The following is a 12905-nucleotide window of genomic DNA, read 5'->3' as shown; positions in this document are numbered from 1 at the left end:
AATCGGGTCCTGATGACCGCCACGATCACGCTCAACGACCACCCGGACGGCACGGACTACCGGATCGTCGTCAAGCACGGCGGCCCGGACGCCCCCGCTCGTCACGAGAAGCTCGGCTTCGCCGAGGGCTGGGGGACGGTCACCGGCCGGCTGGCCGCTCTCACCGAGAGCACGGCTCCGCGATGACGATCACCCTCACCGGGTTCGTCGAATACGAAGGAATCACCGCCTTCACCTGAGCGGCGCCACCGCCCGCGTCGCGTCACCGGCTCCGCAGGACCTCGGCGAGCTGTGCGTCGGTCAGCGGCGGCACCGGGACCGGGCGGGCGGCGCCGGCGCGCAGGCCGTCGAGGAAGAGCGCCAGGTGCCGGCGCCACGCCTGCGGTGCCACCCCCATCGACTCGCGGATCACCTGGGACATCGCCCACATCAGCGGGGTGAGGTCCTGCGGTTCGAAGTCGGCGCGGAGCTCTCCGCTCTTCTTGGCGCGTTCGATGATCCGCTCCGCGTGCTGGAAGCCCCGGTGACATGCCTCCAGGACCTCGGGGCTCATCGGGAGCCGGCCCGCCAGCGCGTCGTTGAGCCCGTGATCATTGGACTGCAGCTCGAAGAGCCCTTCGAGGAAACCGGTGAACCCGTTCCACGGGTCGGCGTCGGCCAGCGCCGCCGTGGCGACCTGCTCCAGTGCCGCCAGTCGTTCGGGGAGGATCGCGTCGAAGAACGCCTCCCGGGTGGGGAAATGGTTGTAGAGCGTGCCGATGCTGACTCCCGCCTGGCGCGCGATCTCCTCCAGCGGCGCGTCGAGGCCGCGCTCGCCGAACACCCGCGCGGCCGTGACCAGCAGTTTGTCGCGGTTGCGCGCGGCGTCGGCCCGCAGCGGCCTGGCTCCAGTGGTCATGTCTCCATCGCCGAACTCGAAGGCACCCTCAACTTCATGTTATCGTCCCGAATTAACTTGAGGGTTCCCTCGATTTAGTTGCCAGGAGGCATCCGCATGTCCTCAGCCACGCGTAAGGCCGCCGTCGTCATCGGAGCCGGCCCCGGGCTCGGCATGTCCATCGCGCACCGCTTCGGCCGCGAGGGCTACGCCGTCGCCCTGGTCTCTCGCAGCGATGCTCGCCACGCCGGATATATCTCGTCTTTCACCGAGGCGGGGGTGGAGGTGGCGGCCTTCACCGCCGACGTACGCGACCGTGACCGGCTGCTGTCCGTCCTGGACGTCGTCGCCGAGCGGTACGGGAGCGTCGACCTCGTCTACTACGGGCCCGGCGCGGCTGACCCGGAGGCACTCCCGGTGCCGATCACCCAGGCCGGCGCCGAGGACGTACGCGAGGCGATGAGCTGGGTGTACCCGGCCGTCGACGTAGTCGCCAAGGTGCTGCCCGGCATGACGGAGCGGCGGGACGGCGCCCTGCTGTTCGCCGGCGGCCTCAGTGCCGTTCTGCCGATGCCCGCCCTCGGTGCGCTGGCGCTCGCCTCGGCGGCGCTCCGCAACTACGCCCTGACCCTGAATGCGGGCCTGGCCGAGCAGGGCGTCTACGCGGGCACGCTCACGATCGGCGGCCTGATCGAACGCGGCGACATCCACACGCTGGTGACCTCCCAGCCGGACCGCTTCGGTCCCGTGGGGACCTTGAACCCGGACGAGATAGCGGACGCCGCTTGGCGCCTGTACGCCGAGCGCGACGGAGCCGAGGCGACCTTCAGCGCCGTCGGCTGAAGCGGGCTCAGCGGGGTACGTCCATGCTCTGCGTGCCGACGACCGATAGCGGTCACAGCGACTCCTCGGACGGCGAGCCGGGATGTGGAATAGGAAGGAGCTCGCCTGTTCTCATCGATGACGAGGTGTCCCTGTTGCGATCCGTGTTGTCCGAGTGCGTGCCCTCGGACCATTACTGCGTCACCTGCGTTCGTGATCTGTCTCCGGCCGAGGTGATGGCCCGGCTGGGTGTCGCCGACCAGGACCCGTATCCACGCTGCACGCCAGAGGAGGCGGTGGAGCGGTTCGACCTCGACGTGCCGGCGGTGCGTGTGCATCACGAGGGTGACTGGGTCTTCGTTCTGGAGGTGAACTCCCAGCTGGGGGTCACGTTCAAGCCGCAGATGCTCGCCCGGCTGTCGGAAGGCTCCGAGGCTGTGTCGGCTCAGCAGTTGCTGGACAGCACGGCCAAGGTCGCCCATGCGCGGCAGGGCGAGCTCCTGGCCACTTACATCGACTGGCACTTCGAGCCGCCATCGGGGAAAGACCCTTCCCGCCTCAACCGGGCCTTGACGCAGGTCGGTTTCTTCCGCGAGGAGAACGAGGACTCCGACGAGTGGGAAGCATCGAAGATGATCCTGGTCGCGGTGGAGCGCGAGTTCGGCCTGACCGTTTCTCCCGAAGTCGTCAACGGGCCTTTGCCGACCGCCGTCCTTCCGTATGTGAAAGCACCGGCACCTCCCCGGGAACCTTTGCAGAGAAAGCCGTCGGCCGACGGCTCCGTCGTACCGAAACTCCAGGCCGAGCAGGCCAGGAACGATGACCACGAAGATGGTCGCTGACAGGCCGTCTCTTTTCGAGAGGGCAGGGCGTGGCGGTCGACCTCCAACGACAGGTCGACCGCCTCGCCTGCAGTGAGCGAACTTCGAACTCAGGGTGCGACGTTCAGCCAGAACGGATCTTCATCTGCGAGCCTCATGTTAACGACAAAATTTCCGTAAGCCCCGCCTGCATCGGTGTTAAGATCGCTCGGAATGTGGCCGCGGACACATTTTTCGCTGCCGGAAAAACCTCCGATCACTCTTATGGTCGGCCAGTCCAGTGCGAGGTTGCCGGACGATCCTGCCTGTACTGCGGTCACCTGTGCACAATCGTTGCCGTTGTCGATCCCGTTGAGCGCGGCGCTTTCGTAGGTGCCGGCAAAGGGAAACTCGTCGCAGGTGTCGTCGGGGATGCTCGGGTCTTTCGTGAACTTTGTCGAGCCACAGATGGCATTGCGGTTTTTGGCCTTATCGGCGTTGCTCTGCAATCGATGAAGGGGTTGTCCCGAGTTCCGTGCTCCCCAGTGGCCTGAGAGGCTGCCTTGTGCCCATTCGATCATATCGGTTGACGCGCCATAAAGGGAGCGCGAAAGGTACAGGGTCGGAGTGAACCAGGGCACCACGCATCCACTGCTGTTGGTTATGGACAGCATCTGGTCGCAGCGGACTTCGACGCCTCCCCAGGTGATCGGAGGGAGCAGTTTGATAGTGCCCGGGCTGCCGATGGTCAGTTTGTAACTCACATCAAGATAATCGTATGTGTTGGTAGGGTTCTTGTCTTCCAGTGTATAGGTTTTGATGAGGTTCTGACCCAAGCTAATGGGTGTCTCGGTCCAGGTGTTCGTGCTGGTGGGTGCACAGGTGGCGGAGCAGGTCGTTGTCCAGGAGACCGCCAGATCGGGTATGGTGCCTTCGGATTCGAGCATGGTGAGCTGATCGGTCTCTGTCCATTTTAGGCTTGTTGTGGAGAGGTCAATTTGTTGCGCTGCGGCAAACCGTGCCGTGCCGATTATCTCGCCATCGCTGTTGCGGTAAGTATAAGTCACATTGGGGTCTATCTCGCATTGCATTGTGCGAAGGGCATACCAGTTGCCGTCTTCGTCGCCCGTGCAGTCGTTCTTTGGCAGTGGAACATCGGATGCCGCATTGGGCTGCGCCGTGGTGCTGGTCGGCGCGGACATGGTCACGCAGCCGTAGTTGTGTGCGTGGAGCCGTGCGGCTTCGGCCCTGGCCTCATCGCAGTCTTTATCGGGAGTATGAGTCACTTTCTGGGCGACGTCCCGACCTGCGGCCGGAACGGTCGCGGCCCCGTTACGAGATGTGGTCCGGTCGCTCGGTGACAGGGGGGCCGCGCTTGCCGGCCAGATTCCGCCGAGAAGCAGTGCGGATACGGCAATAGCGGCGAGAAGCACACGTTTGATCATAATCTTCTATATAAGAAGAAAAGATCTACGCGTCAAGTAGCGCCTTGAGTCATTGCTGATCAGCGACGGATTATCACCATCTGCAGTACGTGGATGTTGTATATGTCATTTGACATATTAGGTGTAGTTTGGTAAATGCAGCTTTCAAATGCCAAGTAGGCGGCAGACCTTTTTCGGCGGTCCGAATCGTTCAAATTGAGGCGATGTTCGGCGCCGTCGGCCGACCCTGGGTGCCGACGACCGACAGCAGGCGCATAGCCTCCCCGGACGGTGAGCCGGGGTCGGCGGTGTAGATCGCGACCCGCTGGTCCTGGTCGGTGATGTCGAGGACGTCGCAGTTGACGGTGATCGGGCTGGCCGCCGGGTGCGTGAAGGTCTTGCGAAGGGCGGGCTCGACGGACACGTCGTGGGAGGCCCACAGCCGGGCGAACTCCTTGCTTCCTGCGAGTTCCTCCACCAGTCCGGTCACCTCGGGGTCGCCGGGGTGAGGCGGGGCTGTGGCGCGCAGGTCCTGGCCGAGGAGCGCGCGAACGTGTCCGCGGAGGCGCCGCTGCGGCCCGGCTGTTCGCCCGTGAGGGCGCGCGAGTGATGCTCGCGGGCCGGACGGAGGCCCGGCTGAAGGCGGTGACCGAGGAGGTACGGGCGGCGTCGCGGACCACGTGGTGTGCGACCTGGCCGACCCGGCAGCCGTACGCGCCGCCGCCGACCGCACCGTCGAGACGTACGGTCGGCTCGACGTCGCCTTCGACAACGACGCGACAATCTCGCCGCCCGGTCCGATGGACCAGGTGCCGGAGGCCGACTTCGACCGCCTCTACGCCGTGTACCTCAAGGACCCGTGGCTCGCGATGACCGCCGAGGTCGCCGCGATCCGGGCCACCGCGCGTACGGGCGCCATCGTCGACAACTCCAGCGTCGGCAGCCTGATGGGTGACCCCGAACTGCCCGCCTACGGCACGATGCAGCGGGCGGTCAACAGCCTCACCGAGTCGGCGGCCGTCACGTCCGGCCCGGAAGGCATCCGCGTCAACGCGATCGCCCTCGGCAACACGCTGACCGAGACGAGCCGTACCTGGGAGGCGGACTCGCCCGGTCTCGTCGAGCGGCTCGAGGCACAGACGCCGCTGCGCCGTGCGGCCGATCCCGACGAGATCGCCCAGGCCGCCGCCTGGCTCCTCAGCGACCGCTCCTCGTACGTGACCGGCACGGTCCTCCGCGTCGACGCAGGCGCCCGCGCCTGCCCGGAGGCCGAGGGTCGAACGGGTACGGTCCGCCGGTTAGGCGGGCTGGCCGTTCACCTCGAGGGTGACGCCCGGCTTCTCGGTCCAGAACGAGAGCATCCCCATGATCTGCTCGACCTTCGGGAACGGCTCGGGGTAGGACCAGACGATGTCCTCGGCCAGGCCGTCGCCGGTGTCGACCGACCAGTAGACCGCGTCGCCCTTGAACGGGCAGTGTGACGTCGTCGTCGAGCTCCGGAGCAGGTCCATCTTCACGTCCGCCGCCGGAAGGTAGTAGCGCGTCGGCGAGCCGGTCTCGGCGAGCGCCAGCGCCCGGGAGGAGGTCGCGACGATCGTGTCCTTGACCCGCACCACGACCTGGTCCGTTCCGGATGTGATCTCTATGTCGTGCCCTCGTGTACTCATGACCTGATCCCATCAAATATCGGTCGTCGCCGCCAACAGCGGTCAGTGCTTCGAGCAGGTGCCGAAGACCTCGACGGTGTGGGTGATGTCGCGGAACCCGTGCTCGGCGCCCACCGCGTCGGCCCAGCTCTCCACCGCGGGGCCCTCGATCTCCACGGTACGGCCGCACACGCGGCAGACCAGGTGGTGGTGGTGTTCGCCGGTCCGGCAGACGCGGTAGACGGCCTCGCCGTCGTCGGTGCGCAGCACGTCGACCTCACCGGAGTCGCTCAGCACCTGCAGCGCGCGGTAGACCGTCGTCAGGCCGATCTTGGATCCCGCGGAGCGAAGACCGGCGTAGATGTCCTGCGCGCTGCGGAAGCCCTCCGCGGAGGACAGCTCGCGGCGCACGTCGTCACGGCGGCCGGTCATGGGGTTTCCGTACGGCGCATGCGGATCAGTCTTCCAGTCCCGACGGCTCCCAGGAAGACGGCCATCGCGAGCAGCACGATCGTCGGGCCGGGGGCGAGGTCGGCGTCGACCGACACCCACAGACCGCCGACCGCCGCGACCACACCGACGACCATGGCCAGTCCGATCGTGGCACGGAAGCCCCGCGTCAGCTGCTGCGCGGCGGCGACCGGAACGACCATCAGCGCGCTGACCAGCAGCAGGCCGACGGCCCGCATCGCCACCACGACGGTCAGTGCGGCCGTCACCGCGATGAGCAACGAGAGGAACCGCACCGGCAGGCCACTGGCGCGTGCCACCTCCTCGTCCTGGCACAGCACGAACAGCTCGCGACCGAAAACGGTCAGCGTGACCAGCACGACCACGGCGAGACCCGCCACCACGTACAGGTCGCTGGTGCTGACGCTGCTGATGGACCCGAACAGGTAGCTGTTGAGGTTCGCGCTGCCGCCGGACAGGTTGGCGAACAGTACGCCGCCGGCCAGGCCTCCGTAGAACAGCAGCGCGAGCGCCACGTCGCCGCCGGTCCGGGTGCGCACCCGCAGCAGCTCGATCGCGACCGCGCCCAGAGCGGACACGATCAGCGCGAGGATCGTGGGCGAGCTGCGGGTCAGCAGGCCGAGGCCGACGCCGGTGAGCGCGATGTGGCCGATGCCGTCGCCGAGCAGGGCGAGGCGCCGCTGCACGATGAACGTGCCGACCGCGGGCGCGGAGACGCCGACGAGCACCGCGGCGATCAGGGCGCGGCGCAGGAAGTCGTACGACAGGAGTTCGATCATGACAGCAGGTGTGACTCCTCGGCCGGCGCGTGCGGGTGTACGTGGTCGTGGCCGGGTCGGGCGCACTCGCCCTGCGGCACCGGGGGGACGCCCTCGTGCACGATCCGGCCCGCCTCCATGACGACCGAGCGGGTGATCAGTGGCTCCAGCGGCCCCAGCTCGTGGGCGACGAGCACGACCGTACGGCCCTGTCCGACCAGGTCACGCAGCGTGCCGGCGAGCGTCTCCTGGCTTTGGGCGTCGACGCCGGCCGTCGGCTCGTCCATGACGAGGGAGTCCGGCTCCCCGGCGAGGGCACGCGCGATCAGCACGCGCTGCTGCTGGCCGCCGGAGAGCTCCTGTGCCGGGTCGCGGGCACGGTCGGCCATGCCGACGGCCCGCAGCGCGTGGTCCACCGCCAGGCGGTCGGCGGCCGAGGACGGGCGGAACCGCGACTGGCGGGCGATCCGGCCCGAGGCGACGATCTCGCGTACGGTGGCCGGCACCCCGCCGCCGATCGACAGGCGCTGTGGGACGTACCCGATGCGTTTCCAGTCGCGGAACTTCGCCGGCGGCATGCCGTACAGCTCGGTCCGGCCCGCGGACAGCGGGACCAGCCCGAGCAGCGCGCGGACCAGCGTGGACTTGCCAGAACCGTTGGCGCCCATCACGGCCACGACCTCCCCGGGCCGTACGGCGAGGTCGACGCCGCGCAGCACGAGGCGGCGTTCGAAGCGCACCTCGCCGCCGGTCAGGCAGAACGGGAGGCTCATGAACACCCCAATGCGGGCCGGAGCGTCGCGAGGTCGCGGCGCATGATCGAGAAGTAGTCGTCGTGGGAGTGCGGCCGCACGCCCTCGGCGGGGTCGAGCACCTCGGTGCGGACCCCGGCCTCCTGGGCGAGCGTGGCCGCCGTCTTGGGGCTGGTCAGGGTCTCGGTGAAGACGGTGGTCGCGCCGGTCCGGCGTACCAGCCCGGTCAGGTCGGCGATGCGCCTCGGCGAGGGCTCGGCGTCGGGGTCCAGACCGGCCACGCCGACCTGCGTCAGCCCGTAACGCTCCGCCAGGTAACCGAAGGCGGAGTGACCGGTGACGATCTCCTTGCGGGCGCAGTCGCGCAGGCCGGTACGGAACTCCGCGTCCAGGGCGTTCAGCCGCGTGACCACCTGGGCCGCGCGGGACCGGTACACCGCGGCGTTGGGCGCGTCGACCCGTGCCAGCCGCTCGCCCAGCGCGGTGGCCACCGTCGCGAAGCGCGTCGGGTCGAGCCACAGGTGCGGGTCGGCCGCGCCGTCGCCCGCCTCGTCCTGCGGCGCGGGCAGGGTCCTGACCACGGACTCGGCGTCGAGCGAGTGACCTTTGGCGTGCTGGCGCACGGCCTTGTCCACGGCCGGTTGCACGCCCTTGACGTAGAAGGCGAGCTTGGACTCACCGACGTCGATGACCTGCCGCGGCGTCAGCTCCAGGTCGTGCGGCTCGGCGCCGGGCTTGGTGAGGTTCTGGACGTAGAAACCCGGGCCGGCGACCTGCTCGGCCAGCCAGGCGAGCGGATAGAACGCCGCGGCGATCACGGGCTTGCCGCCGCCGTTCGCGCGCGCTCCGCACCCGCAGCCGCAGGCGACCAGGGCCGCGGCCATGGCGAGAGGCAAGAGTCGGGTGCGCACCCTTGAATTATGGGTGAACATGAAAATGATTGTCAAAATCACGCGATGTCGTCAGCCGAGTACTTTGGCGACCGCGACGGCGATGAGGGCGAGCGGCACGAGGTAGCGGATCAGGCGGTGTGAGGCGCTACGGGCCGGCGAGGCCAGGAACATGAACCAGATGACGAGCGCCAGCAGGACCAGCGCGATCGCGCCGCCCACGCCGGGCACGGCCAGTCCGGCGATGAGCAGTGCGGGCAGCACGATCAGCGGTACCCATCGGGGCAGCTGGTGCATGTAGACGAGGAAGACGGCGCTCTGCCGCCGGATCGCGGATTTGGATGACACCCCTCCATGGTGGCGTATCCACGTCACCGGTGTGAGCGCCGCCACGGCTCCGGCATCATGGACGCGTGCTGGCCATCACCCGTTATCGCGTATCCGACGGCGAAACCGACGACTTCGTCCGTACCGCCCAGGAGGTGCTGCGCGCCCTCGAAGGCAGTCCCGGCCACCTTTCGGGCCGCCTCGGCCGTGCCGTGGACGACCCCGAGCTCTGGGCGATGGTGACCGACTGGGGCGGCGCGGGCTTCTACCGCCGTGCCCTCGGCGCGTACGACGTGCGCGTGGCCCTCATCCCGCTCTCCACCCTCGCCATCGACGAGGCCGGGGCGTACGAGATCGTCGAGGGGCCCGGGTAAAGGCGCGGGCGAGCCCGCGCGAAAGACCGCACAAGTACGCCGCGCGCTCCCGTCACGGGACGCGTCCCGTGACGATCATGGTCGTAACGGACGACGATCTCGGGGAGAACGCGATGCGACGTGCCGGCCTGTTCGGCTGCCTGCTGGGAGCGCTCATCCTGGGGCCGCCTGCGCACGCGGACACGACCGTCGACTACAAGGGGCTGCGGATCACCGTGCCCGCGGGATGGCCGGTGTACCGCCTCGGCCCCGGTTCCACCGAATGCCTGCGCTACGACCGGCATGCGGTCTACCTCGGTCCGGCGGGGGAGAACCAGGTCTGCCCGGCGCACGCGGTGGGCCGTACCGAGGCACTGCACGTCGAGCCGCTCACCGAGCAGACGGCGTCGTTCGCCTCGGACCTGCTCGGCGGGCGATCCGCCGAACGGACCCGGCTGGCCGGGATGCCCGCCGTTACCGTACGGGACGCCGCCACCGGTGAGATCCGCGCGGCCGTCCCCGGCGCCGGCGTGCTGGTCACCGGTTCGTACGGGCCCGGCCCGCGCGAGCTGGAACACGTGCTGGGCGAGATCACCCCGGTCCCACGCGACAACGAACGCCGTGGCGGCGAGCGGAACCGATGGGTCACCGGCATGGGCTTCGACACCTGCTCCGCGCCGTCGCTGGCGGCGATGCACGCGTGGCGGGAACACTTCGTGGCCGCGAACATCTACATCGGCGGCCCCGCGCGGGCGTGCCCGGACGGGCGGCTGTCCCGCTCCTGGGTGGCGGCCGTACGGGCGATGGGGTGGCGGCTGATCCCCACCTACGTCGGCCCGCAGGCGCCGTGCGCCTCGTCCCGCCCGCGTTTCTCCCTGGGGACCGCGGCGATCGCCGGCCAGCTGTCCGCCGTGGACGCGGTCAGCCGCGCCGTCGCGCTCGGCCTGCCGCCCAGGACGCCGATCTACATGGACATGGAGGCGTACGGGCGCGGTGCCACCTGCCGGGAGGCCGTGCTGATCTTCCTGGACTCCTGGACACGGGCGATCCACGCGCTGGAGTACACGCCGGGGGTCTACAGCAGTGTCGCGTCGGGCATCCGCGACCTCGGCGAGGCGACCGGGATCAGCAAGCCGACCGAGATCTGGTTCGCGCACTGGGACAAGAAGGCGGATGTGCACGGCGACCGCTATCTCGAGGACGACTGGTGGCCGGGCCACCACCGCATCAAGCAGTTCCGCGGCGACCATTTCGAGAAACACGGCGGCGTCCGGCTGCACATCGACAGCGACGACGTCGACGGCCACGTGCACTGAGCCCTCCCGGCACGACCGCGGCTGCTCGCGTGACCCTGCGAACGCCCCCGTACGGCGGCCACCCCTGGCCACGCCGATGAGGGCCAGGTCAGGGGACTGGAGAGGCCGGGTAACACTCCAGTGACGCTACGGGGCGTTTCGGGGCGCGACAGGCCCGCCGGTGTCCTAAGCTGAAGAGATCCTGGGCGCCGGGGCCGTAACCGCAGGTCGGTCGGTCCGGCGCCACGTGTCTTACTGATGCCTTGTCTTACCAACGCTGTGTCGCACCAACGCCGTATCGCGGGGAACACCGCCGACCGCCAGCCGGATGGAGATCACTCATGGCCCGTCGTTCCGATGTGATGGAGACCATCGTCAACCTCAGCAAACGCCGGGGTCTGGTCTTTCCGTCGAGCGAGATCTACGGCGGGCTGCGTGCCTCCTGGGACTACGGCCCGCTCGGCGTCGAGCTGAAGAACAACGTCAAGCGCCAGTGGTGGAAGTCCATGGTGCAGGGCCGCGACGACGTCGTCGGCCTCGACTCGTCCGTCATCCTGGCCCGCGAGGTCTGGGAGGCGAGCGGCCACGTACGCGAGTTCGCCGACCCGCTGACCGAGTGCCAGTCGTGTCACAAGCGGCACCGCGCCGACCACCTCGAAGAGGCGTACGAGGCAAAGAACGGCAAGCCGCCGGAGAACGGCCTGGCCGACCTGGTCTGCCCGGACTGCGGCACCCGTGGCGCGTTCACCGAGACGAAGATGTTCAACGGGCTGCTCAAGACCTACCTCGGCCCCGTACAGGACGAGTCCGGCCTGGCCTATCTCCGGCCGGAGACCGCGCAGGGCATCTTCATCAACTACGCGGCGGTGCAGCAGGCCGCGCGTCGCAAGCCGCCGTTCGGCATCGGCCAGATCGGCAAGTCGTTCCGCAACGAGATCACGCCGGGCAACTTCATCTTCCGTACGCGGGAGTTCGAGCAGATGGAGATGGAGTTCTTCGTCGAGCCGGGCACCGACGAAGAATGGCACCAGTACTGGATCGACACGCGCTTCCAGTGGTACGTCGACCTGGGCATCGCAAAGGATGACCTGCGGCTCTTCGAGCACCCGAAGGAGAAGCTCGCCCACTACGCCAAGCGCACCGTGGACGTGGAGTACCGCTTCAACTTCCCGGGCAGCGAGTGGGGTGAGCTGGAGGGCGTCGCGAACCGCACCAACTTCGACCTGTCCACGCACGCCAAGCACTCCGGCCAGGATCTGTCCTACTTCGACCAGGAGAAGAACGAGCGCTACGTCCCCTGGGTCATCGAGCCCGCGGCGGGCGTCGACCGCTGTGTGCTGACGTTCATGATGGACGCCTACAACGAGGACGAGGCGCCGAACGCCAAGGGCAAGATGGAAAAGCGCGTGGTCATGCGCCTCGACCACCGCCTCGCGCCGGTCAAGGTCGCGGTGCTGCCCCTGTCGCGCAACGCCGACCTGTCGCCGAAGGCCAAGGACCTGGCCACCCAGCTCCGCCGCAACTGGAACGTCGACTTCGACGACGCCGGCGCGATCGGCCGCCGCTACCGCCGCCAGGACGAGATCGGCACGCCGTACTGCGTCACGGTCGACTTCGACACCCTCGAGGACAACGCGGTGACGGTACGCGAGCGCGACTCGATGGCCCAGGAGCGCATCGGCCTCGACCAGGTGGAGGCGTTCCTCGCCACCCGCCTGCTCGGCTGCTGACGTACGCGATCCCGTTCTCGGCCGCGATACGCCGGTGCGCACACTCTTCGACGCCGGGCCCGACGCCCTGGAGCTTTTTCTGACCGCCTGGTACGGCGAGCCCGACCGCGAGCCGGAGGTGTCCGCCTCCGGCATCGGGCCGCCGCCCTTGCGTGGCTTCTTCGAGGTCACGTCCCGCTGGTCCAGACCGCTGACCACGCATAACCACGTGCTCACGCCCGAGCGGGTGCGCGCGGAGGACGGCAGGCGCGTGTTCTGCGTGGAGAACCAGAGCGTGTGGGTGTGGGGCATGGAGGAGGCCGGCGAGGACCCGGCCGTGTACGACCGGCTGAACGAGGCCGGTGAGGAATGGCTGCCGACCGGGGTGCCGCTGTCGACGTTCCTGCTGCACCTCGCGGTGTTCGAGGCGATCATGGGTGCCCCGGAGCCGGCGATCGCCTGTTCCGCCGGCCGGGCCGAACGCGATGCGGCCCTGGAGCCGCTGCGGGCGCTTCCCATGCCCGCCTGGCGCTGGCCGGGGCCCGGTCAGCGGCTCTACGCCGGCGAAGGACTGCTGGCCTTCACCAGACCGACCACCGGCCCGGACGACGGCGCGGCGTCGGAGCACGAGGTGTGGATCGCGGCGCGAGAGCCGGATCGTCTGCACTACCTGACCGCGCTCCCGGCTTCGACCTGGGACGTCTTCCCGGACCTCTCCGGCCCGCCGGGACGCGGTGCGGGCGGTTCGGTCTAACGGGGAACCGTTCGCGGCCGGGTGGGC

16 protein-coding genes and 1 pseudogene are annotated in these 12905 nt (G+C 68.7%); 8 read left to right on the top strand and 9 right to left on the bottom strand.

The genetic code is table 11. From position 1 onward, the window contains the following. Window positions 1-12 precede the first annotated feature (12 nt). On the top strand, window positions 13-186 hold the full coding sequence (locus FB559_RS02120; protein WP_221639860.1) for an SRPBCC domain-containing protein: 174 nt from the start codon (window positions 13-15) through the stop codon (window positions 184-186). Window positions 187-262: 76 nt separating this feature from the next. Here FB559_RS02120 and FB559_RS02115 read toward each other — a convergent pair whose 3' ends face one another. Beyond that, a complete protein-coding gene (locus FB559_RS02115; protein ID WP_141952685.1) occupies window positions 263-898 on the bottom strand; it encodes a TetR/AcrR family transcriptional regulator in 636 nt (211 codons plus the stop codon). 96 nt (window positions 899-994) lie between these two features. On the opposite strand from FB559_RS02115, the gene FB559_RS02110 reads away from it, so the two are divergent. Next, complete coding sequence (locus FB559_RS02110; RefSeq protein WP_141952683.1) at window positions 995-1720, top strand: SDR family NAD(P)-dependent oxidoreductase; 726 nt, start codon at window positions 995-997, stop codon at window positions 1718-1720. Between the two features lie 143 nt (window positions 1721-1863). Further along, a complete protein-coding gene (locus tag FB559_RS02105; RefSeq protein ID WP_246122378.1) occupies window positions 1864-2541 on the top strand; it encodes a DUF6461 domain-containing protein in 678 nt (225 codons plus the stop codon). An 89-nt stretch (window positions 2542-2630) separates the two neighbouring features. On the opposite strand, the gene FB559_RS02100 is transcribed toward FB559_RS02105, so the two are convergent. Together FB559_RS02100 and FB559_RS45195 are read right to left on the bottom strand one after the other, a co-directional pair. After that, entirely contained in the window at window positions 2631-3944 is a 1314-nt protein-coding gene (locus FB559_RS02100) for a hypothetical protein (protein ID WP_221639859.1), read from the bottom strand. Window positions 3945-4134: 190 nt separating this feature from the next. Then, the gene (locus tag FB559_RS45195; RefSeq protein WP_246121305.1) at window positions 4135-4656 is read right to left on the bottom strand and encodes an MmyB family transcriptional regulator; all 522 of its coding nucleotides are present in this window, start codon (window positions 4654-4656) and stop codon (window positions 4135-4137) included. On the opposite strand from FB559_RS45195, the pseudogene FB559_RS46545 reads away from it, so the two are divergent. After that, window positions 4604-5116 (top strand): annotated as a pseudogene (locus FB559_RS46545) (SDR family NAD(P)-dependent oxidoreductase); the annotation flags it as partial. The gene FB559_RS45195 and the pseudogene FB559_RS46545 overlap by 53 nt on opposite strands. A 105-nt stretch (window positions 5117-5221) precedes the next feature. Here the strand turns inward: FB559_RS46545 and FB559_RS46540 are convergent. Genes FB559_RS46540 through FB559_RS02060 form a run of 6 tightly spaced genes read right to left on the bottom strand, consistent with a single transcriptional unit; the run spans window position 5222 to window position 8788 of the window. Next, on the bottom strand, window positions 5222-5590 hold the full coding sequence (locus FB559_RS46540) for a DUF427 domain-containing protein (RefSeq protein ID WP_141952679.1): 369 nt from the start codon (window positions 5588-5590) through the stop codon (window positions 5222-5224). Between the two features lie 42 nt (window positions 5591-5632). Beyond that, complete coding sequence (locus tag FB559_RS02080) at window positions 5633-6001, bottom strand: Fur family transcriptional regulator (RefSeq protein WP_141952677.1); 369 nt, start codon at window positions 5999-6001, stop codon at window positions 5633-5635. Continuing rightward, window positions 5998-6819, bottom strand: coding sequence for a metal ABC transporter permease (locus tag FB559_RS02075; RefSeq protein ID WP_141952675.1), 822 nt, complete (start codon window positions 6817-6819; stop codon window positions 5998-6000). Before FB559_RS02075 ends, FB559_RS02080 begins: the two co-directional genes overlap by 4 nt. Then, complete coding sequence (locus tag FB559_RS02070) at window positions 6816-7571, bottom strand: metal ABC transporter ATP-binding protein (RefSeq protein WP_141952673.1); 756 nt, start codon at window positions 7569-7571, stop codon at window positions 6816-6818. Before FB559_RS02070 ends, FB559_RS02075 begins: the two co-directional genes overlap by 4 nt. Then, a complete protein-coding gene (locus FB559_RS02065; RefSeq protein ID WP_246121303.1) occupies window positions 7568-8461 on the bottom strand; it encodes a metal ABC transporter substrate-binding protein in 894 nt (297 codons plus the stop codon). Before FB559_RS02065 ends, FB559_RS02070 begins: the two co-directional genes overlap by 4 nt. Window positions 8462-8512: 51 nt before the next feature. Then, on the bottom strand, window positions 8513-8788 hold the full coding sequence (locus tag FB559_RS02060) for a DUF6703 family protein (protein WP_141952669.1): 276 nt from the start codon (window positions 8786-8788) through the stop codon (window positions 8513-8515). A gap of 65 nt (window positions 8789-8853) precedes the next feature. Between FB559_RS02060 and FB559_RS02055 the strand changes: the two genes are divergently transcribed. From FB559_RS02055 to FB559_RS02040, 4 genes are all read left to right on the top strand, one after another. Continuing rightward, a complete protein-coding gene (locus FB559_RS02055) occupies window positions 8854-9141 on the top strand; it encodes an antibiotic biosynthesis monooxygenase family protein (RefSeq protein ID WP_141952666.1) in 288 nt (95 codons plus the stop codon). Between the two features lie 77 nt (window positions 9142-9218). Next, window positions 9219-10436, top strand: a complete 1218-nt coding sequence (locus FB559_RS02050) for a DUF1906 domain-containing protein (protein ID WP_141952664.1) — start codon at window positions 9219-9221, stop codon at window positions 10434-10436. 320 nt (window positions 10437-10756) lie between these two features. Beyond that, window positions 10757-12145 (top strand): glycine--tRNA ligase, encoded by a 1389-nt coding sequence (locus FB559_RS02045; protein ID WP_185792006.1) that lies wholly within the window; start codon window positions 10757-10759, stop codon window positions 12143-12145. A 34-nt stretch (window positions 12146-12179) separates the two neighbouring features. Next, the gene (locus FB559_RS02040) at window positions 12180-12878 is read left to right on the top strand and encodes a hypothetical protein (protein WP_141952662.1); all 699 of its coding nucleotides are present in this window, start codon (window positions 12180-12182) and stop codon (window positions 12876-12878) included. Window positions 12879-12905 lie beyond the last annotated feature (27 nt).

This window comes from Actinoallomurus bryophytorum (genome assembly GCF_006716425.1).
Taxonomy (GTDB): domain Bacteria; phylum Actinomycetota; class Actinomycetes; order Streptosporangiales; family Streptosporangiaceae; genus Actinoallomurus; species Actinoallomurus bryophytorum.
Note: the sequence above shows the minus strand (reverse complement) of the source record. Positions and strands in the feature narration are given on the sequence as shown.

Coding starts and splice junctions, on each gene's coding strand:
- FB559_RS02070 (WP_141952673.1), bottom strand. CDS start 7,571: ATGAGCCTCCCGTTCTGCCTGACCGGCGGCGAGGTGCGCTTCGAACGC.
- FB559_RS02100 (WP_221639859.1), bottom strand. CDS start 3,944: ATGATCAAACGTGTGCTTCTCGCCGCTATTGCCGTATCCGCACTGCTT.
- FB559_RS02075 (WP_141952675.1), bottom strand. CDS start 6,819: ATGATCGAACTCCTGTCGTACGACTTCCTGCGCCGCGCCCTGATCGCC.
- FB559_RS02120 (WP_221639860.1), top strand. CDS start 13: ATGACCGCCACGATCACGCTCAACGACCACCCGGACGGCACGGACTAC.
- FB559_RS02115 (WP_141952685.1), bottom strand. CDS start 898: ATGACCACTGGAGCCAGGCCGCTGCGGGCCGACGCCGCGCGCAACCGC.
- FB559_RS46540 (WP_141952679.1), bottom strand. CDS start 5,590: ATGAGTACACGAGGGCACGACATAGAGATCACATCCGGAACGGACCAG.
- FB559_RS02110 (WP_141952683.1), top strand. CDS start 995: ATGTCCTCAGCCACGCGTAAGGCCGCCGTCGTCATCGGAGCCGGCCCC.
- FB559_RS02045 (WP_185792006.1), top strand. CDS start 10,757: ATGGCCCGTCGTTCCGATGTGATGGAGACCATCGTCAACCTCAGCAAA.
- FB559_RS02050 (WP_141952664.1), top strand. CDS start 9,219: ATGGTCGTAACGGACGACGATCTCGGGGAGAACGCGATGCGACGTGCC.
- FB559_RS02080 (WP_141952677.1), bottom strand. CDS start 6,001: ATGACCGGCCGCCGTGACGACGTGCGCCGCGAGCTGTCCTCCGCGGAG.